Consider the following 21,141-nt stretch of genomic DNA (forward strand, 5'->3'; position numbering starts at 1 on the left):
GCATTAAACCGGCCTCTTTTAATATTTTACGATGATGAAAGCTATTTTTGGACTACTAATAATTGCACTGCTGCCGGCTTTTAACCCCGGTAACGGAAATGATAATGTGCCTATCAACCACATCCAGGTAATAGGTTCGCACAACAGTTACAAACAGGCTATTGACCCTAAATTGTTCCGCTTTTTACAGCAGCGGGATTCTGTTGAAATGAGTAAGATTGACTACAGTCATATCAGCCTTACCGACCAGCTTAACCTTGGATTACTCGACCTTGAAATTGATGTATATGCCGATACCAAAGGCGGCCGTTATGCGCATCCCAAAGGCCTGACATGGGTGCCGGGACAGCCGGCATACGACCCGCAGGGGCTAATGAATGAACCCGGCTTTAAGGTTTTCCATATCCAGGATATTGACTTCAGAAGCAACTGCCCTACTTTTAAACAATGCCTGCAGGAGCTTAAAAAATGGTCGGACGCGCACCCCGATCATAACCCTGTTTTCATCACCGTGAACGCGAAGGATGAAAAGATGAAAAAACCAGGCTTTACCATACCCGAGAAATTTACGCCACGCGTTTTTGATGACCTGGATAAAGCCATTGCAACAAATTTGGGCACGGGCTACCTGATAACGCCGGATGTGGTGCGCGGAAAATATAAAACTTTAAACAGCGCCGTACTTCACGGTAACTGGCCGAAGCTAAAAGATGCCAGGGGTAAATTTATTTTTATATTGGACGAGAATGGCCCTAAACGCAGCATGTATATAGCCGGGCACCCATCATTAAAGGGCCGGATGCTTTTTGCAGATGCTGAGCCCGGTACAGCCGAAGCGGCTATTCATATTATGAATGATGCTATAAAACAAAAGGATTTAATAAAGTCCCTTGTTAAAAAGGGATACATCATCCGTACCCGGGCCGATAGCGGTACTGTTGAAGCACGCAATAATGATAAAAGCAGCTTCACCGCAGCTATGCAGTCAGATGCACAGATCATCTCAACAGATTACTACCAAAAGAGCACTCATTTTAAATCGGATTACGTGGTAAGTTTCGACGACAATAAATACTTCCGTTTAAATCCGCTTTTTTAAAAATTACAAAATAAGTGAACCCAGGATAAAAGCCGTCTCTCCAAAAAGAGGCGGCTTTTGTATGATATACAGCGGTATTTAATATACTTCAATCACCTGCCCGGTAAGAGCGCCCAATACACTTTTGATGTACGCCTGCGTCACCCTGTCCATTTTAACAGGGATATGACCGGCGAAATAGGGAAAGTAATCCGGTGATTCTTCAAAAACACCTGGACTTACCGCATTAATACGCACCCCATTGTCAATTTCAACAGCAACAGATTTTACAAAGGAATTGATTGCCCCGTTAACGGCACTTAAATTGGCACCAAGTACGATGGGATCCTCGCTCAATATTCCCGATGTTAGCGTAAACGAACCTTTGTGATTAACATAGTGCTGACCGGTTAATACCAGGTTTACCTGACCCATCAGCTTGCTGTTGATCCCAACCCTGAAGTCCGAATCTTTCATGGTATTCAACGGGCCAAAGTACGCACTGCCGGTTGCGCTAACCAGTGCATCAAATTTTCCTGCCTGTTCGTAAAATCGCTCAATAGATTCAGGCGAGGTTATATCTACCTGTAAATCGCCGCTTTTCGAGCCAGCTGTTATTACTTCATGCTCTTTTTGCAATGCCGCGGTAATGTGTTTACCAATAGTACCTGTGGCACCAACTACAATAATTTTCATAGGCATAAGGATTGATTTTTTTGCTATTCAGTAAATCACCGGCTTTTTAGCCAAACTTTGGCTGCCACAAAAGCCTTTGTTATAAACATTAAAGATAAATCAACCTGCACAATAAAATTGTTTTTCTATTTAAAGTTTCATTAAAAGTACGAGATGCGTTTTTTTATTATCGGTGCAGGCTGTTGATTAAATCTTGAAAATAGCCCGGCGCTTTTAGTAATCTGCTGCCGTACCATGAAAACATTTCGCCGTCAACCAGTTTAATAATCGCAGCGGGCGCCGCGGCACTAAGTTCTGCAATATGCTTTTCTTTGAATGGATAAGGCTCTGAAGAAAGCAGTATCACATCCGGCCTGGCTTCGGTTATCTCCGATAAGGAAACTTCGGGATACCTTTCAGCTGCAAATACATTCACCAGTCCGCACTTTTGCAGCATATTGTCTATAAAAGTATTTTTACCGGCCACCATATACGGTTTTCGCCATATAAAGTACGCAGTTTTAAGGGCTGACAGGGATGGTACCAGAGTTGAGAAGTTTTCCTTGACGGCGTTGCAGAGCGCTGTCGCTTCGCTGCTTTTCCCGGTTAAAGCGCCCAGATGCTCAATCATATCCAGCGCATCTTCCAGGTTGTATATATCACTGATCCAAACCGGGAAGTGCTGCATCAGTTCTTCCAGCTGACTGCGGTCATTCTCTTCTTTATTAGCGATGATAAGATCAGGTCTAAGCGCTTTTATATGAGCGAGGTCCAGCTGCTTGGTGCCGCCAATTTTTGTGGCCGCTTTAAATTTACCGGCAGGATGGATACAAAATTTAGTTATCCCGATCACCTCTTTATCCAGCCCCAGATAAAACAGCAGCTCTGTTTGCGAGGGCACTACCGAAATTATCCGTTGAGGCACTGAGGGCAGGTTTATTTGCCTGTTGAGCTGATCATAAAATAACGGCATTTTTTTAACTGAATTAGTTAGCTTAACCTATCAAAAAACGAAACCAAATCTAAGTCCGCCTGAATCAACCGGGTCCATTCAACTAATGATTATAGATCTGGTAGATGCCGCTTACCCTGCCCTCGTCAGATGATCCCACCAATACCGTGGTGATCTTCTTTTCAATCATTAACTGCTCTGCCTGGTTAATAAATTCATTTTCACTGATATACACAGGCGTTTTGGTCATCATGCCTTCAATGGTCAATTGCGTGGTATCCGGGTTTTTAAACAACGCCCGTCTCAAATCACCGTCGGTAACTATCCCTTTCACGTTGTCCTTGTCGCCCGCTATAACCATTCCTAAACGCCCTTCTGACATTTTGAGCAATAGTTCGGTAAAAGATGCATTCACATCTATAAAAGGCAGCTTGTCGGTGCGCATCAGGTCTTTAACCCTGATCAGCAGTTTACGGCCCAGGCTTCCCCCGGGGTGAAAACGCGCAAAATCCTCATGCTGAAACTGGCGCGATTCCATCAAAGCCACAGCAAGCGCATCGCCCATCACCAGCGCCGCAGTTGTTGACGATGTAGGCGCAAGCGCTAAGGGACAAGCCTCCTGTTTAATGCAAATATTAAGATGATAATGGCTGTTTTTAGCAACGGTTGACTTGGGGTTCCCTGTTATGGCAATTATGGTATTCTTATTCCACTCCAAAAAAGGGATCAGCTTAAGCACCTCATCCGTTTCGCCGGAATAGGAGATCAGTATCACCATATCATTGGTGCCAACCATTCCAAGGTCGCCATGAAATGCCTCGCCGGGGTGTAAAAAAAAGCTGGGGGTGCCAGTGCTGGCAAAAGTGGCAGCTATTTTTTTACCAATAATGCCCGATTTACCTATGCCTATAACAATCAGCTTGCCGGTATTATTTAATATCGCCTCTACTACACGGGTAAATTCATCGTCAATTGCATCGGCAACAAATTGCAGCGAAGCAATTTCGGTATCGAAAACTCTTTTAGCAATATCTTTCATATTAGCTTACAAGCGGTGCCATTACTTTATCCAGGTCCTGCAATTTAACCATGTTTGGACCGTCGCTTAAAGCATTATCAGGGTCAGGATGAATTTCCATAAAATAGCCATCCGCCCCAAAAGCTTTCGCTGCCAGCGCCATCATGGGTACAAAAGTTCGGTCGCCGCCGGTTTTTCCACCTGCGCCGCCCGGGCGCTGTACGGAGTGCGTACAATCCATACAAACCGGGTACCCAAATTGCTTCATATCATGAATATTCCTAAAATCCACAGCCAGGTTATTATAGCCGTACATGTTGCCGCGTTCGGTTAATATAACCTGGGTATTCCCGGCTTCAACAACTTTTTGTGCCGGGTAAAACATGTCCTGGCCCGACAGGAACTGTGCCTTTTTAATATTGACGATCTTGCCGGTTTTAGCAGCGGCAACCAGCAGATCGGTCTGGCGGCATAAAAACGCCGGGATCTGTAAGATATCAAACACCTCGCCGGCAATGGCAGCCTGGTAACTCTCGTGGATATCGGTTATCAGCGGCAATCCGAAACGTTCCTTTATTTTCAGCATCATTTCCATGCCTTTTTCCAATCCGGGCCCCCGGTACGAGTGGATTGAGGTACGGTTAGCCTTATCAAACGACGATTTAAAAACTACAGGTACATTATATTTCTGCCCGGCTTCGGCAACCTTCTCGGCTACAGTGTATAAAAGTTCCTGGTTTTCCATTACGCAGGGGCCCAGTATAAAGAACGGCTTCTGCCGCATTTGGTCAAATAACATAGTGATGGGATATAATATGCAAAGATAATTCTTTTTTTTAGTCCGAAAGTCGGAAAGTCAGGAAGTCTGAAAGGCGCTGCAATTAGTTCTGCGGGATCTAAAATTCACATAAAAATTCCATTTTTGCTTCCTGACTTTCCGACTTCCGGACTTTCGGACTACCTTTGCCGCATGAATTACTTTGAGTTTTACGGTATCCCTGAATCGTTTGCACCCGATACAGCATGGCTGAAGAAGAAATTTTACGAGTTAAGCAAAAAATATCACCCGGATTTTCATGCTAACGAGGATGATGCCAAACAGCAGGAAATATTAGAGCTTTCTACGCTGAATAACAAGGCGCATCAAACCCTTTCCGACCCTTATAAGAGGCTGGAATACATTTTACGCACCCATAATTTGCTCGAAGAAGGGGCAAAACCACAACTTCCTTCAGATTTTTTAATGGAAATGATGGATCTTAATGAGCGGCTGATGGAAGTTGATAATGCGACAGAGCTTGGCCATATTACTGCGGAAGTACTTGCTATTGAGGGAGATATTGAAGAGAAAATTGCCGGATTTACCGCAGGGTACCCGCAATTGGACGATACAGCAAAGGAAGATCGCTTAAATAAAATTGCAGATTGTTATTTTAGACAAAAATACCTGTTGCGAATTAAAGAGAGTTTAAATACATTTGCATCCCGATTCTGAACGACTAATCCACCGTTCATGTCTTAAAAATGCCCAGATGGCGGAATCGGTAGACGCGCTGGTCTCAAACACCTGTGGTCGCAAGGCCGTGCCGGTTCGACCCCGGCTCTGGGTACAAAGCCTCGATACTATGGTATCGGGGCTTTGTTGTTTTTTTTAACAAATCCGCACGTTGCCTAAAGTTTTATAAAAGTACCCTTACCTACCAGGGCTTTGTTGTTATTATCTAAAACGTGCACAACGTAGTTACCCGAAATAAGGCCGGTTATGTCAGCCTGCCAGTTTTGGCTGGTTGTAGTGGCCGTTTTAACTATATAACCCGTATTGCTAATTAACGTTATAGTATAAGAATGATTTTTAGCTGTACCAACGGCATTAGTTTTTTCGATTTCCAGGTTAATCATATTGCTTGCCGGGTTAGGATAAATACTTATCGGATTACTTGTTACGCTGTTATTTAAATTGGAAAACATCAATTTAACAACCTTTGAATAAGCAATTGAACTATCCACAAGTTGTATCTTCAACCTATAATAACCGGCACCCACGGGTGGGGTTTTATCAGGCAGGCTATAGCTCCCCATACCGCTTGATAAAAAAACTCCGATAGCTGTAAATGTGCTGCCATCGTCTATGCTTCGCTCCACGGTAAAGCCTGTGTAGTCCGCTTCATTTTCAGTTTTCCACTCTATTTCTGCGCCCTCCCAGGCTTTCGTCCCGGTAAAATTTAAAAGGTGTACGCCTAATGCGGGATCCTGACGGGTAATTACCAGAAATCTATTGCTGCCAAAAGATGCGGTATCATTCAAATCTATATCAAAAGTATAATTATCGTTGTGCCTTAAATCCAGTGAATCCTTTTTATATTTATCGATAAGCCAAATCTGGTATAGGACAGGAATGGTGGTAAGTTTGCTACGGTTAATTGTATATCTGCCACTCAAAGCTGCTTTAGCTGTTAAAAATACGGTATCGGCACGGGTTACTTTTGGTAGCGACATCCACTTGGAAACCAGCTTAACACCGTCCGGAGACATGATCCACAGGTCCACCGGTGCGCCCGGACCGGAAAGATCCCTGTCGTCCTCCTGCTGATTATAGTTTTTACCCGAACCTGGGTTAAATCCAATAAGTATTTCACTTTTAGTTGCGCTGTCCCTGGCAATATTTAGTATCATATATTCGCTATATGGACTAGCTGCAGGTGCGCCCGATTTACTTATAAACCCTGAACTGGTCGTAGTAGCCTTTATGTTTTCAGTAATGTCTAAACCAGGAATAAGAAAGTTATATACTTCCGTATAGTTTGTGAATATTCTAGGTAATACGCACGCTCTGGTGTTAACATTATTTATATGATTTGATTGCGCGAAAGCGTTCCTGTTCGAGGTGCTCTTGGCAAGAGCCGTCTTACAGGACAATGCCACTGCTACGCATACAGCTATATATAGTATTCCACTTTTTAATATTACTTTGTTTATCATAAATACGTCTTACGGCTATAGATGCAAGTACTTGTAAGCTAACTTATTGATACAACATGCATGCCACTGCGTATAAGGTCGAGACAGATAACACATAGCTTGTTTATCTAGAGGTGCCAATACCAAGCTAAAACATAGTCTTTTAACCAACAAACTATATTACTGCCAAATAATATTATTAAAGAAGATAAAATCAAGAAATAAAATTTATTAAATAACGATTCAGCTAAAAATAAAACCCTTACAGCGAAAAAAAATAAGCGTCCTATAAATTATACAAGATTAGTTAACGCACTATAATTCAAGAAAATCTCTACAATAATTAATGACAACAAACATGAATAAATATTACTTTCCGCTACATTTTAAAAGGGTCCAAAGTGCCACATAATACCGGATGTGTCGTACATAAAACATTCCCTTCCCCGCTAGATACGCCTGTCGGTGTTAGTTTTAGCTTTTATATTTGCTGGTAAGTTCCAATGCCACCAATTCCTTCCAATGCGCATCAACATCGTCAACTTCTAAAAATACCATTGAATTATTTATTCAATCCTTTACGTAAGCATCCTGCAAATGAAAACCGAAGCTATCTTTCTTAAAATAACACACGTTATATAACAGTACACTTTCTTCAAAACCCAAATCGCGATAAAAGTTCTGCGATATTTCAAAATTCTCCGCCTAAAACCAATTGTATTATAATTAAGGGACCTATCTTAGCAGTTAAATAGAAAGGTAATGCTCTTCCATTTCAGAAATAAATTCCCCCAGTTAAATCCTTTTTGGGATAAGTATCAGGAATTTCAACAGCGGATGGAAATTCCGGCAAAAACAATTTTGCTGGAGGAAGGAAAAATATCGCACCATTATATTTTTATTGAGAAAGGTTGTGTGAGAGCTTTCTTTGATACAGACGGGGGGGATAAAACGGTACAGTTTCTTTTTGAAAATGAAGGATTAACTTCATTTGACAGCTTTGTCAATAACAAACCAGGCAGTTTTACTTTTGAAACGATTGAACCGTCCGTTGTGTACCTGCTGCCTAAAAAGTATGTCATAAAATTGATGGACGAACTAAGCGGTGAACCTTATTTTACTCAAATGATTCTGCAGGTGTTCGCCGATAGGCAAAGCCATTACATTAACGAGTTCGTTTCTTTTATCCGTGACACAGCTGAACAGCGTTATCAGAAATTATTGAACGAAAGGCCACATATAATTATGCGGGTACCACAGCATTATATCGCTTCATACCTCGGTATCAGCACTGTTCATTTAAGCCGCATAAAAAGTAAGCTGGCTAAAGGTAAATTGCATTTCTGAACTTCATAACATATGTTATCGCCGAATCGACTTTACCCGGATAAATTTGCTGTATAAAAAAAAGATGAAAGCAGCAGTAATGTACACAGGGATTGAGCTACCACAATATGTGGATTTTGCGGAGCCAACAATTAAAAATGATAACGAAGTCATAGTAAGAGTTAAAGCAGTTGCAATAAAACACTTTGACAAGGGACGAGCGACAGGAAAACACTATTCGGCCGATGCGCCGCACGAGGGTGGACGCGTGGTGGGTGGCGATGGGGTTTGTTTGCTGGAAAACGGAACCAGGGTTTATGGGATGGGCGTAAGTGGAATGCTTGCGGAAAAAGCAATCATTCACAAAGACCGGATAGTCGAAATACCCAACGGACTGGATGACGCAACGGCGGCTGCCTTACCTAACGCCGTAATTGGCGCGGCAATGGGTTTAAAATTCAGGGCGGATATTCAGCGAGGCGATGTGGTGTTAATTAATGGTGCTACTGGCTTCACGGGGCGTGTAGCAGTGCAGATAGCTAAGCACTATGGCGCAAAGAAAGTTATCGTAACGGGCAGGAATCCGCAATCGCTTGATGAATTATTGATGCTGGGTGCAGATGAAATTGTTTCCTTAACTCCGGATGGCGAACAATTCAAACAACAGATCAAAGCAATTCATCTCCAAACGCCTATAGACATAATTGTCGACTACCTGTGGGGTGATAGTGCGGAAATAATATTGGCCATTATAAAAGGCAATGGATCATTCACAAATAAAATAAGATATGTTTCCGTAGGCAGTATAACAGGAGATGTGATCCGGCTATCAGCTGCAAACCTGCGAAGTGTAAATCTTCACCTAACCGGTTCAGGGCTAGGCTCCTGGTCGAAGCAGCAAGTAGGACAGCTTTTTACAGAGATTCTTCCGGAAATGTTTCAAATTGCTGCCGAAGGGAAGCTTAAAGTTGAAACCAACAGGGTTAAATTAAAGGATATTGCTCAAGTTTGGGATTTAGCTGTTGCCGACGGAACGCGACTGGTTGTTACCATATAATTTTTAAAAACTCCGTAAGTTGGGGCTTTGTCAACACACTAATATTTTCAAAAAAAGGTATGAATTTAAGTATCCGAATCAGTTGACTATGTTTGCTTAGATAATTACCGCTCTCAATTACCTATACAATGAGTTTCTTTGATACAGCAGCTATTTTTAATTACCACAGGCAGATGATTGACGCTTGCGGCCCGCAAAGCAGTTTGGCGTTGGGGTGGAAAGACCGCGAAAGCCAACGGTCAAGATTCCGCGCCTTAGCTACAATAGGAGAGCTTAACAACAGGTCGGTTTTGGATGTCGGTTGCGGGTACGGCGACCTGCTACCCTACCTCGCAGCTCGCTGCAACAGGCTTAATTATACAGGTGTTGAACAGATCCCGGAGCTGCTTCATGAAGCTATAAAGCGATACGGAGATCATCCTGAAGCCAGTTTTATTCACGGAGATTTCACTACCATGCAGTTAACTCCGGCAGACTATGTTTTTGCAAGCGGCTCGCTCAATTACCGGAGTGTCGACCCTGAATTTATCTTTAAGATCATCACTAAATTTTATGGTGCATGCCGTATTGCATTTGCTTTCAATTTATTGAGTGACATCGTTCCCAACGGGATGCTGGTTGCCTATGACCCGGATGAAATTAACGCTTACTGCAATAAACTGTGCAACAATGTAAAACTATTAAAGGGTTACGCTGCCGATGATTTTACGGTTTTTATGTACCGATAGCACCCAGAGTGCTTATTTTATTTCCGCAACGCCATCCGCAACTGCCGGAAATTTGGAAAACACCTTTGCATCGTGCCCTGGTATAATAAATTTAACATCCGTTACCATGGTTTTCATCCGCTGCATAGCCTTCACATACCCGGCCGGGTCAAGTGTTCCTCCATCTGAAGCGGGCACCAGGTGTTCCAGGCTGTAATAGATCCAGATATTATCCGATGCAAGAATCACCTTATTCATCCCGGTTTGAACCAGTACATATTCTGAATTGTAGGTATGCCTTGACCCGGTAAATACTTTGATCCCCGGTATAATTTCTTTATTGTCGCCGTCAACCAGCGTCACTTTGCCTGCTAAATTTAAGTCTATCATCATCCGCACGTCTCTTTTGTTAAAACCGCCGTTACTTTCTCCTTTTTGCCAGGCCGTACTTACAAAGTAATTAAAATCTTCTTTTTGAATCCAGATGTGCGCATTGGGGAACAGCCCGGCACCATCAATGTGATCCCAATGCGGGTGACTGAAAATTATATCTGTAATGTCTGTAGCTTTCAAACCTAATTTAGAAATTGCGCTATCCGGGCGTACATAATCAATCACCTTAAAATCTTTGGCGTCGCCAATGTCACTTAAAAAACCGGCGTCTACCAAAATGTTTCGTCCGTTTCCTTTAATCAGCCAAATCATAAAATTAATTTTTACACTATCTGTTTTGGGGCCTCCTTTGGCCCAGTCAGCAGCTGTGAATGGATAAGCAGAAGCTGCAAATTTAATAGCGTACACTTTATAAGCCGCTTTTTGGGCATGCGCAGCAAGCATGATGATTAAAAGAAAGATGGAGAGCAGTCCTGTTTTTTTCATACGGTAAATATAGCTTGTAAAACAAGAATCCAAAAACGGGGTTACCCAATAAAATAGTTTTTACAAAAGGCGTTTACCTGCAATTATTGAACGTAAATAAAAACATCATGGCCAAACAACACGATACCTTTCCTAACGAACAACCCGAGATGCCGGCACCCAAAAAAACGCCGGAGATCAATCAACCAACCGACCCAAAGGAACCCGAAGTACCTGCGGAAGATCCGCAAAACTATCCCGAAGAATTGCCACCATCCGGTAATCCGCCTGAAAACCCGCTTCCGGGAAAATCAGCGTGAAATGTTATCTTTGATTGATATCATGGATAGTTTTGAAGTAATTACTAAAGAGGAAGTTGACAATGCCGAATATTTTTTAAAAAACCTGTTTCAACCGGGCAGCAAACCTTACGATCTTTTAAAAAGTGCTCTTGATCGTGAATTCCGGCCACAGGGAGCGCCGGATGTTACCCGGATTACCATTGACAGGGTCAAATACCAGGCTGAATCAGGCAAAGGCAGTTTCCGTGTATTGCTTGATATTAATTTCACCTTCGGTTGCGAAGATCTTGTTACAGAAAAAAAAGATCAGACTTCAGAATGGACATTTTTCGCAGATAAGGATAATCAGCGGATTGTATTTTATGGCTCACCCTATGTTGACAGCCGGAGTACCGCTGATGAGTTTTAATTGATCAGCGTTGTAAAACTCCGCACTTTCCCTATAAAATCGTCCAGGCCAAAGGGTTTGGCGATATGATCATCTGCACCGCAATCTTTTTTTATCTGCTCCAGGTCGCTATTGGCAGACACAAGGATCACGGGAATATGTTTCAGGTCATCGTGCTCTTTAATATATACACACATCGACTGCCCGTCCTCCCCTTTTAACCCAAGGTCCAGCATCACCAGGTCAACCTCCCTGTCATGCAGTTTTTGCCGCGCTCTAACTGTATCAGCAAGGCTAACCACATGGTGCCCATCTTCTTCCAGCAGGATGCTCATCATCTCAGCAATAACGGGCTCGTCTTCTATAACAAGTACATTTTTCTTCATTTTTTTATGTATGCAATTATAAGGCCATTTTGATGCTGCTTTTTTATCACAGCCTCCCGAAATCTACCGAAGCCATGTAGGGTATAAAAAGGTGTCTTGTTAGTACCTCTGCCGTAATTTTTACGCAATCATTTCCGGGTGATACGGATTACAATTTATACCGGCTGCCCAAATTGCAGCAAATAGCCGTTATTATCATAAATGGCAAATTCGCGCATCCCGTAGTCAAAAGTTTCAATAGCATACCCCGGGATGGTTATTTCCTTAAATTGGTTCCACAGTTCATCCACGTTATCCACAGAAAAATACAGGGAACCTGTAAATTGCGGCTTTTCAAAAGGAACATGTAAGGTTGGGTAAGACACCATGATGCCCACCTCGTTGCGCGACAGCGATGCCCATGTCCAGTCTTCGGTATAACCGTCACAGGTAAAACCGAGTATTTCTATATAATATTCAACTGTATATTTAACCTGTTTAGTGTAAATCACAGGTCTTAGTGTAAGTAGCTTCATTATAATGTTAGGTTTGTGCAGCCTAAATTAACGTAAATTTTACTTTATGCTAATTGCAAATATAATAAAGCAGCAATCGCGGCTCCTATAATAGGCCCCAATACAGGGATCCAGGCATATTGCCAGTCGCTTGTACCCTTGTTTTTAATAGGAAAAATAAAATGAACCATCCTCGGCCCAAGGTCGCGGGCAGGATTAATTGCGTAGCCGGTAGTGCCGCCCAGCGACAAGCCGATAACCCAAACCAAAAAAGCAACGGGCAGCGCCCCGACTGATCCGAGGCCGATAGGGACTTTACCCGGTGTGATCTGAGCGCCTGAAATATAAAAAACCGTAAATATCAGCACAAAAGCACCGATTATTTCACTTGCGATGTTAGATACATAGTTGCGGATAGCAGGCCCTGTACAAAAAATGGCCAATATGGCATCGGGCTTGTTGGTCTTTTTAAAGTGGTCAAAATACATTATCCAAACCAAAAAAGCACCTAAAAATGCACCTGTCATTTGCGCCGCTATATAACCCGGTACAGCGGCCCAAGCAAATTTACCGGCAATAGCCAGGCCGATAGTAACAGCCGGATTGAGGTGAGCTCCGCTGTAAGGGCCTGCAACCACTACACCTACAAAAACGGCCAAACCCCAGGCGGTGGTGATCACCATCCAGCCGCTGTTATTGCCTTTGGTGTCGTTTAATAAAACGTTGGCCACTACGCCATCGCCTAACAGTATCAATAACATGGTGCCGAGCAGTTCAGCTATAAATGGTGACATCTTAATTAAGGGGTTAAGGTTATTTGCCGCAGCAACGCAAACTCTGCGTTGCTGTTATAATTCGATTTTTAGTTTAATCATTTATTTTTCTCCGGAGAGGCAAATATTGCATCGCTACCGGTTTGACGACCAGCTTTGTGTTGCAGCAACCGCCCGCTTCCAGCCCGCCATTGCAGCTTGTACTTTGTCATTGTCCGCTCCGGGTACAAAATCCCGCTCTGTTTGCCACTGTTTTTGAATCTCTTCCACATTACTCCAGTAACCTACGGCTAATCCCGCCAAATAAGCTGCGCCAAGTGCCGTGGTCTCAACAATATGTGGCCTTATCACTTTGCAGTTAAGCAAATCGGCCTGGAATTGCATCAATAAATTATTGGCTGTTGCTCCCCCGTCAACCCTTAATTCCTTAATTTTCATCCCGGCATCAGCCTCCATAGCCTTTAACACATCCACCGTCTGGTACGCAATTGCCTCAATAGCCGCCCTTGCTATATGGCCTGCTGTTGTCCCGCGGGTAATTCCAACTATGGTGCCCCGTGCGTCAGGATCCCAGTATGGCGCACCCAAACCTGCAAACGCAGGTACAAAATATACCCCGCCCGTGTCATTAACACTTAAAGCAAGTTTTTCTACCTCTGCCGAAGTTTTGATAATTCCCAGTCCGTCGCGCAACCATTGCACCACCGCGCCGCCTATAAATATGCTTCCTTCAAACGCATATTGAATTTCGCCGTTTATCTTCCAGGCAACAGTGGTCAGCAGGTTGTTTTTCGATTCAATAAAATCGCTGCCGATGTTCATTAACATAAAGCAACCGGTCCCATAGGTATTTTTAACCATAGCCTTATCAATACACATCTGTCCAAACAGCGCGGCCTGCTGGTCGCCTGCGATTCCCGCAATCGGTATTTTGGAAGCGAAGACAGTAGTATCTGTTTCGCCATAGACCTCGCTCGACTGCTTTACTTCCGGCAACATGCTTGCCGGGATGCCAAATATTTTTAATAATTCTTCATCCCACTGCTGCGTGCTAATATTATAAAGCATGGTACGGCTGGCATTGGTTACGTCGGTAACGTGTACCCTGCCACGGGTAAATTTCCAAACCAGCCAGCTATCCACGGTCCCGAAGGCCAGCTTGCCATTGTCGGCCAGCTCCTTTGCACCATCCACATTATTCAGGATCCAATTTATTTTTGACGCGGAAAAATACGAATCGATAATCAAACCGGTTTTTGCACGAATGAGGTCAGTATGCCCCTCGTTCTTCAATTGATCACAATAAGGGGCGGTGCGGCGATCCTGCCAAACAATGGCATTATAAACAGGTAAACCTGTCTCGCGGTTCCATACAATGGTAGTTTCACGTTGGTTGGTTATGCCGATAGCGCGGATATTTTTACCATTGATCCCTATTTTAACCGTGGCCTCTGCGGCAACACCTGCCTGTGTCGACCAAATTTCGTTGGGATCGTGTTCCACCCATCCTGGTTTTGGAAAGATCTGTTTAAACTCTTTTTGAGCGACAGATTTAATTTGTCCACTGTGATCGAAAATAATGGCACGCGAACTGGTAGTGCCCTGGTCCAAAGCTAAAATGTATCCTTCTTCCATGGTATGGTTTATAATTCTTGAACCCTTGCCTGTGTTTAAAACATGGTGGCAAGCCGGTACTTGAATAATGGTTATAATTGGCGTGGTTAAATTACAAATTAACCGCGAACTAATTAGTCTTTTAGTAAATATCCCTGTGCCATCATATTAAAATCGACAACCTGGGCTTTTTCCCAATCTTCGTCTTTATTAAGCTCTAAAGCCATCAGGTGCGCAACGGTTGGTGCCATATCAATGGCGGCCAGTGCGTCAAGGAAAAGTGCTCTTAACCTGCGGGCAAGCACATCTTCTAATTTACGCGCCATTTCGTGCCTTACCGCCCATATTACCTCAGCTTTGGTGTATTCCAGCCGGGGATGCAGCAATTCAGCCCATTCCGGTTGCTCAACCATCAAAGCCAATAAAGCTTCCCTGTCACTTCCATAAACATATAGGTGATCATCTCGATCAACATCTGTTTTATTGCCGTGGATGGCCATATTCCTCGTTACAGTCGCATGGGGCTGCAGTTTAGCAACCACTATGGCTTTATCAACCGTATCCTGCGCCATGCGGCGGTAGGTTGTCCATTTACCGCCGGTTATGGTAACCAGCCCCGATGCAGAAACAATGAGCTTATGGCTGCGTGAAATCTCTTTTGTTTTGGCTGATCCTTCCTGCGGTGCGGCCAGTGGCCGCAATCCTGCAAATACACTGCGGACGTCTTGTCTTAAAGGTGGTTTTATTAAATATTTGCCGGCTGTACGCATTACGAAATCAATTTCCTCTTCCAATGCTATCGGTTCAAGCCGGTGCTCATTTAATGGGGTATCTGTAGTGCCAATCAACAGTTTTCCATGCCACGGCACCACAAAAAGTACCCTGCCATCCTCCGTTTTAGGGATCATTATGGCATCATCACCAGCCATAAATTGCTTATCTACCACAATGTGAATGCCCTGGCTCGCTTTAACCAGCGGCTTTTTATGTGGCTCATCTTTCTGCAGTAAATCGTCAACAAACACACCTGTAGCGTTAATTACAACCTTGCCTTTTAACTGATAAATTCTGCCTGATTCTTCATCTTTGGCTGTAACGCCACATATTTTATCGCCGGCTTTAAGCAAATCCTGCACCTTAAAATAGTTTAATACCGTTGCGCCCTGTTCCAGGCAGGTTTGCGCAAGGTTTATAGCAAGCCGCGAGTCATCAAATTGTCCGTCATGATATACTACACCACCATACAAACCTTTTTCAATAACACCGGGAAGCCGACTGATAGTCTCTTTTTTTGAAATGTGTTTTGACCTGCCGAAACTAAGCTTTCCGGCCAGCAAATCGTAAATTGTTAAACCGATGGTATAAAAAGCGCCGCTCCACCACTCGTAATTAGGGATAATGAACGATTCATTTTTAACCAGGTGTGCTGCATTTTTTAAAAGTAATCCGCGTTCGTACAGCGCTTCCCTTACCAGGCCAATATCGCCCTGTGCAAGATAACGTACACCGCCATGAACCAGTTTTGTGCTGCGGCTGGAAGTTCCCTTAGCAAAATCTGCCTGTTCAAGCAGTAAGGTTTGATACCCGCGCGATGCAGCGTCAAGCGCGGTGCCCAGGCCAGTAGCGCCACCGCCTACCACAATTATGTCCCAAACCTTTTCAGGATCGGTAATAGCATTGACTAATTTTTCACGTCCGGTATTAACCACAGTCTTTCATTTAGATTTAACAGGTTAGGTTCAAATCTAAATATAAGAATTGTATTATCACCACCGGCGATAAATGAACGGGAAATGATAACAGTATGTTAATTAAAATTCAACCTATTCTGTAACTAAACCTTATTCAGCAATTCCGAGTTTTAAATTTATTCCACCCCTTTTACATTCATCTTTAACGTGTAAACGGCTTTGGAAGCAGTAATAAATAAAACATCCCTGTTAACCCCGCCAAAGCATAGGTTGGCTGTCCACGGTTCCGGAACGGGAATATGCCCTATTTTTTTACCCTCAGGGCTGTAAATAGTAACCCCGTTGCCGCTTATATACAAATTCCCCCGCTCATCAAGGGTTATTCCGTCGCCACCTTGCGGCGCAAACAAAGCACGTCCGGTAAGCTTACCCCCTTTGCCGATAGTGAATTTGTACATTTTATTATCGCCGATATCTGCAACATAAAGGTATTTGCCATCCGGTGTACCAACTATTCCATTAGGTTGTTTCAGGCTTGCATCCGCCAAAACAGGTTGTTTTTTGCCTTTTGGCAGGTAGTAAACTTTTTGTCCGCCGAGTTCTGATTTGGTCCTCGTCCAATAATCGCGCTGGTAATAGGGATCTGTCATAAAGATGCCCCCCTTTCCGTCTATCCAAATATCATTGGGGCCGTTCATTAAATGGCCTCCAAAATCAGTCATTATCACTTTGATTTTTTTTTTAGGACTGATAGCCCACAACTGGTTATGCTCGTCGGCACAGGTAACCAGGTTTCCTTTTTTATCAAAATACATCCCGTTGGAACGGCCGGCATTATCCAAAAAAATCGATAATTTTCCATCAATACTATATTCCCAGATCTTGTTATTCGGCTGATCTGTAAAAAAAACGTTTCCATTTTTATCAACTGATGCCCCCTCGGTAAAAGCAAATTGGTTGGATATCAATTGCGGTTTGGATAAAGTGTCGTATAAAGCTGTATCCTGCGCGAACGCTTTTGTTGTAATAACCAGCAGTAAAACGAAACCTGCTATTTTAAAAATGCCTTTCATGCTGTTTTAAATTTTACCTGCTTCTTTATATAACCCAAAATCACTTAACGCAATGCCTGTTGCAGCTTTTGTTATTCGTAACCTAACCTTACTGGCCGTCACATCTTGCGGCAGGCGAATTAGCCGGTTACCGCCAATACTTGTAGCGGCGGCAATCTGCACCCACTTACCATCTTGCCAGGCGTCAACAGCAACCGCATCTATCCGCTGGCCAAGTTTAATATTTTCCCTGAGCCTTATAACATTAAATACTTTTTCGCTGTGGAGATTTAAAGTCAGCTCTGGTGTTTTTACGCTGTCATCAGTAGCCCAATAGCTATAGCGATTTTCATCCAGCAGGTTCGCAGCGCCGTATTTTGCCTTATTACCGCCTCTTGTATTACTTGCTTTAAGCGCAGCCCCTTTAGCCAGGTTTACGGCAAATGTTTTTTTAAGGATCGCCCCGAACTCCTTCAAAGATTTTACATCATTTTCATATAACAAGCCCCTCCTGTCCGGCGACAGCCCCAGGTCGAGCGCAGCACCTCTCCCAACACTTTGATAATAAAGACTTAACAACGTATCGGGCGATTTAACTTTATCATCCTGGTCTTTATGGTAAAACCATCCCGGGCGTAAAGAAACATCACATTCAGCCGGCATCCAGAATTTGCCATCCCGCTGCCCTTCGGTGCCTTCATAATCTTTAGTGTAGCCGTTACCGGCCTCTTTTCCTTCATCGGGGGCGTGCGGCGTGTAGGTTGCCCAGCTGGTTTCGCCGGCATGGCCATTCTCGTTACCAACCCAACGCACATCAGGGCCTACATCGCCAAACAGAACAGCATTGGGTTGCATCCTGCGCGGTATTGCCCAGGTATCTTTCCAGCCGTAGTAAGTAGACCGGTCAATTTTTCTCACCTCCTTTGCACCGCCGTAATAACCATCTCCCCCATTTGCGCCATCAAACCACGAAATAAATACGGGGCCGTAGTGGGCGTATAACTCCTCAAGTTGTTTACGATATACTTCGGTTACATATTCCGGCTTTCCATAAAGCGCACTGTTCCTGTCCCAGGGTGAGCAGTAAACGCCCATTTTCATACCTAATTTGTTACAGGCGTCTCTGTATTCCTGTAAAATATCGCCTTTCCCGTTTTTATACGGACTTTTTGAAATATTGTGTTCCGTGGTTTTTGTAGGCCACAAACAAAAACCGTCATGATGCTTGGCAACCACTACAATTCCTTTAAAACCACCTGCCTTTGCTGCGCCAACAATCTGCATGGCATCAAATTGCGTGGGATTAAAAATAGCGGGATCTTCATCACCATACCCCCATTCCTTATTGGTGTACGTGTCGGGTCCGAAATGAATAATGCAATACATTCCTGTTTCCTGCCAGTTTAGCTGGCCTTTGGTAGGCAGCGGTCCGTACGGCTTTGGTGCCGGCTGCGACACGGCTAAACTACCCGCCAGTAACAAGACAGGTAATAACAGGTTTTTCATTGTTAAGATCATTTATTGAAGATAAATTTATATTGATTTTGCTAATGTAAATGTTTTCGACAAAATTATAGCAGCAATATATTCATCGCGCGCAGTGAATTCTGCTTCAAACAAATTAAATTAGCGCACTTATGCGTAAGAAAATAAAATTTCCCATTGTTGTATTAATCGCAATGGTCTTCACTCCCGGCTTACTCCGGGCGCAGGAAAAATCAATCTATAAAGATCAGGCTCAAACTATTGATAACCGCGTGAAAGACCTGGTGTCAAAGCTCACTTTAGAGGAAAAAATATCGCTGTTAGGGTATAACAGCAAGGCAATTCCCAGGCTTGGCATCCCGGCATATAATTGGTGGAACGAAGCACTGCATGGTGTTGCCCGCGCCGGCGAAGCAACCATATTCCCTCAGGCTATTGGCATGGCTGCTACATTTAACAACGAACTGCTGAAACAGGTGTCAACAGCCATCTCAACTGAAGCAAGGGCAAAATATAACCTTGCGATTGCACAAGACAGGCACCTGCAGTACATGGGGCTCACCTTTTGGACGCCAAATATCAATATTTTTCGCGACCCGCGCTGGGGACGCGGACAGGAAACCTATGGTGAGGATCCTTATTTAACGGCCACTATGGGTACTGCTTTTTTAAAAGGTTTACAGGGCGACGATCCCAGCCATTTAAAAACGTCCGCTACGGCCAAGCATTTTGCCGTTCACAGCGGCCCTGAGGCTACCCGTGACTATTTTGATGCTGTAGTTGATGAAAAGGATCTGCGCGAAACTTACCTTTATGCCTTCCATGCATTGGTAAACGGCGGTGTTGAATCAGTAATGAGCGCCTACAATAAAATTAACGGCACACCAAGTTCTATCAATAAAATGCTCTTGTCTGACATTTTGAGAAAAGAGTGGGGTTTTAAAGGACATGTTGTAACTGATTGCGGTGCCCTTGACGACGTGTATTCCACCCATAAATCGCTTGATGGCCCGGTAGAAACCGCAGCGGCAGCGATAAAAGCGGGTATTAACCTTGATTGTTCCACCGTTTTGCAAAATGATGCATTAAAGGCAGTTCAAAAAGGTTTGCTTACCGAAAACGAAATTAATACTGCATTGACTGCCCTATTGCGCACTGAATTTAAATTAGGGTTTTATGATGATGCCAAATTATCGCCTTATTACAACTACGGTGCCGACAGCGTTCATAACAATGCTCATATTGCCCTTGCGCGCAAAGCGGCGCAACAAAGTATGGTACTGCTTAAAAATGATCATAATGTTTTGCCACTCAAAAAAAGCGGTTATCCCAGCTTAATGGTGCTTGGGCCAAATGCGGCGTCGCTTGACGCCATAATTGGCAACTACCATGGTACCAGCAGCAAAGTTGTAAATTTTGTGGAAGGCATCACCGCTGCTGTCGGGCCCGGTACCAGGGTTGAATACGACCAGGGGTCTGATTATAAAGACACTACTCATTTTGGCGGCACCTGGGCGGCAGGCAATGCTGATGCCACCATTGCAGTGATCGGACTATCACCTGTTCTGGAGGGCGAAGCCGGCGATGCGTTTTTATCAGAAACAGGTGGCGACCGTAAAAACTTAAGTTTGCCGGCAAGCGAAATCGCTTTTATGAAAGCGTTAAGAAAATCAGTAAAAAACAAACCGATAATTGCGGTTATTACTGCCGGAAGTGATATCGATATTGACGCTATAGCGCCCTATGCTGATGCTATCATTTTAGCATGGTATCCGGGCGAGCAAGCCGGAAATGCACTCGCTGATCTTGTTTTTGGGGATATTTCACCATCAGGGCACCTGCCGCTTACTTTTTATAAAGCGTTGAGCAATGTTCCGGATTATAAAGACTACAGCATGAAAGGCCGCACTTACCGCTACTATACAGGGCCGGTGCAATTTCCGTTTGGCTTTGGTTTAAGCTATACTTCGTTTGGTTATTCGGTACAGGATCAGTTTAAAACTCATTATAAAACAACAGACACTTTAAGCGTTGAAGTAAAGGTTAAAAATACCGGGCAAATGGATGGCGACGAGGTGGTTCAGGCTTATATTGAATATCCTAAAATTGACCGGATGCCGGTGAGAGAGTTAAAAAGCTTTAAACGGATTTCAGTAAACAAGGGAGCTGATCAAACTGTAACCATCCGCATTCCGGTGAATGAATTGCAGAAATGGGATATGACATCGCATAAATGGAAGATATATCCCGGTAGTTACAAATTGATATTGGGCAGCAACGCGCGGGATGAAAAACTTAACCTGCCATTTACCGTTGGCAAATAAAAT

General features: G+C 43.7%; 21 protein-coding genes and 1 tRNA gene. 9 read left to right on the top strand and 13 right to left on the bottom strand.

Translation table 11 applies throughout. The features are described from left to right. Nucleotides 1-31: 31 nt before the first annotated feature. A complete protein-coding gene (locus MuYL_RS13095; protein ID WP_245845522.1) occupies nt 32-1,099 on the top strand; it encodes a phosphatidylinositol-specific phospholipase C1-like protein in 1,068 nt (355 codons plus the stop codon). Between the two features lie 78 nt (nt 1,100-1,177). On the opposite strand, the gene MuYL_RS13100 is transcribed toward MuYL_RS13095, so the two are convergent. From MuYL_RS13100 to kdsA, 4 genes are all read right to left on the bottom strand, one after another. Further along, a complete protein-coding gene (locus MuYL_RS13100; RefSeq protein ID WP_094571009.1) occupies nt 1,178-1,774 on the bottom strand; it encodes a short chain dehydrogenase in 597 nt (198 codons plus the stop codon). A gap of 166 nt (nt 1,775-1,940) precedes the next feature. Continuing rightward, entirely contained in the window at nt 1,941-2,726 is a 786-nt protein-coding gene (locus tag MuYL_RS13105; protein ID WP_094571010.1) for a helical backbone metal receptor, read from the bottom strand. Nucleotides 2,727-2,808: 82 nt separating this feature from the next. Continuing rightward, nucleotides 2,809-3,744, bottom strand: coding sequence for a KpsF/GutQ family sugar-phosphate isomerase (locus tag MuYL_RS13110; RefSeq protein ID WP_094571011.1), 936 nt, complete (start codon nt 3,742-3,744; stop codon nt 2,809-2,811). A gap of 1 nt (nt 3,745) precedes the next feature. Next, nucleotides 3,746-4,522, bottom strand: a complete 777-nt coding sequence (kdsA, locus tag MuYL_RS13115; RefSeq protein ID WP_094571012.1) for a 3-deoxy-8-phosphooctulonate synthase — start codon at nt 4,520-4,522, stop codon at nt 3,746-3,748. Nucleotides 4,523-4,693: 171 nt separating this feature from the next. Here kdsA and hscB point away from each other — a divergent pair, with 171 nt between their 5' ends. Then, nucleotides 4,694-5,218, top strand: coding sequence for a Fe-S protein assembly co-chaperone HscB (gene hscB, locus MuYL_RS13120; protein ID WP_094571013.1), 525 nt, complete (start codon nt 4,694-4,696; stop codon nt 5,216-5,218). 31 nt (nt 5,219-5,249) lie between these two features. After that, a tRNA-Leu gene (locus MuYL_RS13125) sits at nt 5,250-5,333 on the top strand. Between the two features lie 61 nt (nt 5,334-5,394). Here MuYL_RS13125 and MuYL_RS13130 read toward each other — a convergent pair. Continuing rightward, a complete protein-coding gene (locus MuYL_RS13130; RefSeq protein ID WP_094571014.1) occupies nt 5,395-6,396 on the bottom strand; it encodes a T9SS type A sorting domain-containing protein in 1,002 nt (333 codons plus the stop codon). A 1,047-nt stretch (nt 6,397-7,443) separates the two neighbouring features. Between MuYL_RS13130 and MuYL_RS13140 the strand changes: the two genes are divergently transcribed. The 3 genes from MuYL_RS13140 to MuYL_RS13150 all read left to right on the top strand — a co-directional run bounded on the left by MuYL_RS13140 (nt 7,444) and on the right by MuYL_RS13150 (nt 9,792). Further along, entirely contained in the window at nt 7,444-8,028 is a 585-nt protein-coding gene (locus tag MuYL_RS13140; RefSeq protein ID WP_094571015.1) for a Crp/Fnr family transcriptional regulator, read from the top strand. 64 nt (nt 8,029-8,092) lie between these two features. Beyond that, the gene (locus tag MuYL_RS13145) at nt 8,093-9,064 is read left to right on the top strand and encodes a quinone oxidoreductase family protein (RefSeq protein ID WP_094571016.1); all 972 of its coding nucleotides are present in this window, start codon (nt 8,093-8,095) and stop codon (nt 9,062-9,064) included. Nucleotides 9,065-9,192: 128 nt separating this feature from the next. Then, a complete protein-coding gene (locus MuYL_RS13150) occupies nt 9,193-9,792 on the top strand; it encodes a class I SAM-dependent methyltransferase (protein WP_094571017.1) in 600 nt (199 codons plus the stop codon). 12 nt (nt 9,793-9,804) lie between these two features. Here MuYL_RS13150 and MuYL_RS13155 read toward each other — a convergent pair whose 3' ends face one another. Then, entirely contained in the window at nt 9,805-10,650 is an 846-nt protein-coding gene (locus tag MuYL_RS13155; protein WP_094571018.1) for an N-acyl homoserine lactonase family protein, read from the bottom strand. Between the two features lie 107 nt (nt 10,651-10,757). Here MuYL_RS13155 and MuYL_RS13160 point away from each other — a divergent pair, with 107 nt between their 5' ends. After that, nucleotides 10,758-10,949 carry a hypothetical protein gene (locus MuYL_RS13160; RefSeq protein WP_157740838.1) on the top strand — a complete coding sequence of 64 codons (192 nt, stop codon included), beginning with the start codon at nt 10,758-10,760 and terminating at the stop codon, nt 10,947-10,949. Nucleotides 10,950-10,971: 22 nt separating this feature from the next. Next, nucleotides 10,972-11,340, top strand: a complete 369-nt coding sequence (locus tag MuYL_RS13165; RefSeq protein ID WP_094571020.1) for a hypothetical protein — start codon at nt 10,972-10,974, stop codon at nt 11,338-11,340. Here MuYL_RS13165 and MuYL_RS13170 read toward each other — a convergent pair. From MuYL_RS13170 to MuYL_RS13200, 7 genes are all read right to left on the bottom strand, one after another. Continuing rightward, complete coding sequence (locus MuYL_RS13170; protein ID WP_094571021.1) at nt 11,337-11,705, bottom strand: response regulator transcription factor; 369 nt, start codon at nt 11,703-11,705, stop codon at nt 11,337-11,339. The two genes, MuYL_RS13165 and MuYL_RS13170, sit on opposite strands and share 4 nt — an antisense overlap. Nucleotides 11,706-11,860: 155 nt before the next feature. Beyond that, on the bottom strand, nt 11,861-12,220 hold the full coding sequence (locus MuYL_RS13175; RefSeq protein WP_094571022.1) for a VOC family protein: 360 nt from the start codon (nt 12,218-12,220) through the stop codon (nt 11,861-11,863). 44 nt (nt 12,221-12,264) lie between these two features. Beyond that, complete coding sequence (locus MuYL_RS13180) at nt 12,265-12,993, bottom strand: MIP/aquaporin family protein (RefSeq protein ID WP_094571023.1); 729 nt, start codon at nt 12,991-12,993, stop codon at nt 12,265-12,267. Between the two features lie 114 nt (nt 12,994-13,107). Further along, complete coding sequence (glpK, locus tag MuYL_RS13185) at nt 13,108-14,607, bottom strand: glycerol kinase GlpK (protein WP_094571024.1); 1,500 nt, start codon at nt 14,605-14,607, stop codon at nt 13,108-13,110. A 113-nt stretch (nt 14,608-14,720) separates the two neighbouring features. Then, nucleotides 14,721-16,295 carry a glycerol-3-phosphate dehydrogenase/oxidase gene (locus MuYL_RS13190; protein ID WP_094571025.1) on the bottom strand — a complete coding sequence of 525 codons (1,575 nt, stop codon included), beginning with the start codon at nt 16,293-16,295 and terminating at the stop codon, nt 14,721-14,723. A gap of 158 nt (nt 16,296-16,453) precedes the next feature. Further along, entirely contained in the window at nt 16,454-17,350 is an 897-nt protein-coding gene (locus tag MuYL_RS13195) for an SMP-30/gluconolactonase/LRE family protein (RefSeq protein WP_094571026.1), read from the bottom strand. A 6-nt stretch (nt 17,351-17,356) separates the two neighbouring features. Then, nucleotides 17,357-18,835 (bottom strand): alpha-L-fucosidase, encoded by a 1,479-nt coding sequence (locus MuYL_RS13200; RefSeq protein ID WP_094572933.1) that lies wholly within the window; start codon nt 18,833-18,835, stop codon nt 17,357-17,359. Between the two features lie 131 nt (nt 18,836-18,966). On the opposite strand from MuYL_RS13200, the gene MuYL_RS13205 reads away from it, so the two are divergent. Continuing rightward, a complete protein-coding gene (locus MuYL_RS13205; protein WP_170309751.1) occupies nt 18,967-21,138 on the top strand; it encodes a glycoside hydrolase family 3 N-terminal domain-containing protein in 2,172 nt (723 codons plus the stop codon). Nucleotides 21,139-21,141 lie beyond the last annotated feature (3 nt).

The organism is Mucilaginibacter xinganensis, from assembly GCF_002257585.1.
Taxonomy (GTDB): Bacteria; Bacteroidota; Bacteroidia; order Sphingobacteriales; family Sphingobacteriaceae; genus Mucilaginibacter; species Mucilaginibacter xinganensis.

What these genes read in the sequence shown, in the direction of transcription:
- MuYL_RS13095 (WP_245845522.1), top strand. Translation starts at nt 32, where the DNA reads ATGATGAAAGCTATTTTTGGACTACTAATAATTGCACTGCTGCCGGCT.
- MuYL_RS13100 (WP_094571009.1), bottom strand. Translation starts at nt 1,774, where the DNA reads ATGAAAATTATTGTAGTTGGTGCCACAGGTACTATTGGTAAACACATT.
- MuYL_RS13105 (WP_094571010.1), bottom strand. Translation starts at nt 2,726, where the DNA reads ATGCCGTTATTTTATGATCAGCTCAACAGGCAAATAAACCTGCCCTCA.
- MuYL_RS13110 (WP_094571011.1), bottom strand. Translation starts at nt 3,744, where the DNA reads ATGAAAGATATTGCTAAAAGAGTTTTCGATACCGAAATTGCTTCGCTG.
- kdsA (WP_094571012.1), bottom strand. Translation starts at nt 4,522, where the DNA reads ATGTTATTTGACCAAATGCGGCAGAAGCCGTTCTTTATACTGGGCCCC.
- hscB (WP_094571013.1), top strand. Translation starts at nt 4,694, where the DNA reads ATGAATTACTTTGAGTTTTACGGTATCCCTGAATCGTTTGCACCCGAT.
- MuYL_RS13130 (WP_094571014.1), bottom strand. Translation starts at nt 6,396, where the DNA reads ATGATACTAAATATTGCCAGGGACAGCGCAACTAAAAGTGAAATACTT.
- MuYL_RS13140 (WP_094571015.1), top strand. Translation starts at nt 7,444, where the DNA reads ATGCTCTTCCATTTCAGAAATAAATTCCCCCAGTTAAATCCTTTTTGG.
- MuYL_RS13145 (WP_094571016.1), top strand. Translation starts at nt 8,093, where the DNA reads ATGAAAGCAGCAGTAATGTACACAGGGATTGAGCTACCACAATATGTG.
- MuYL_RS13150 (WP_094571017.1), top strand. Translation starts at nt 9,193, where the DNA reads ATGAGTTTCTTTGATACAGCAGCTATTTTTAATTACCACAGGCAGATG.
- MuYL_RS13155 (WP_094571018.1), bottom strand. Translation starts at nt 10,650, where the DNA reads ATGAAAAAAACAGGACTGCTCTCCATCTTTCTTTTAATCATCATGCTT.
- MuYL_RS13160 (WP_157740838.1), top strand. Translation starts at nt 10,758, where the DNA reads ATGGCCAAACAACACGATACCTTTCCTAACGAACAACCCGAGATGCCG.
- MuYL_RS13165 (WP_094571020.1), top strand. Translation starts at nt 10,972, where the DNA reads ATGGATAGTTTTGAAGTAATTACTAAAGAGGAAGTTGACAATGCCGAA.
- MuYL_RS13170 (WP_094571021.1), bottom strand. Translation starts at nt 11,705, where the DNA reads ATGAAGAAAAATGTACTTGTTATAGAAGACGAGCCCGTTATTGCTGAG.
- MuYL_RS13175 (WP_094571022.1), bottom strand. Translation starts at nt 12,220, where the DNA reads ATGAAGCTACTTACACTAAGACCTGTGATTTACACTAAACAGGTTAAA.
- MuYL_RS13180 (WP_094571023.1), bottom strand. Translation starts at nt 12,993, where the DNA reads ATGTCACCATTTATAGCTGAACTGCTCGGCACCATGTTATTGATACTG.
- glpK (WP_094571024.1), bottom strand. Translation starts at nt 14,607, where the DNA reads ATGGAAGAAGGATACATTTTAGCTTTGGACCAGGGCACTACCAGTTCG.
- MuYL_RS13195 (WP_094571026.1), bottom strand. Translation starts at nt 17,350, where the DNA reads ATGAAAGGCATTTTTAAAATAGCAGGTTTCGTTTTACTGCTGGTTATT.
- MuYL_RS13200 (WP_094572933.1), bottom strand. Translation starts at nt 18,835, where the DNA reads ATGAAAAACCTGTTATTACCTGTCTTGTTACTGGCGGGTAGTTTAGCC.
- MuYL_RS13205 (WP_170309751.1), top strand. Translation starts at nt 18,967, where the DNA reads ATGCGTAAGAAAATAAAATTTCCCATTGTTGTATTAATCGCAATGGTC.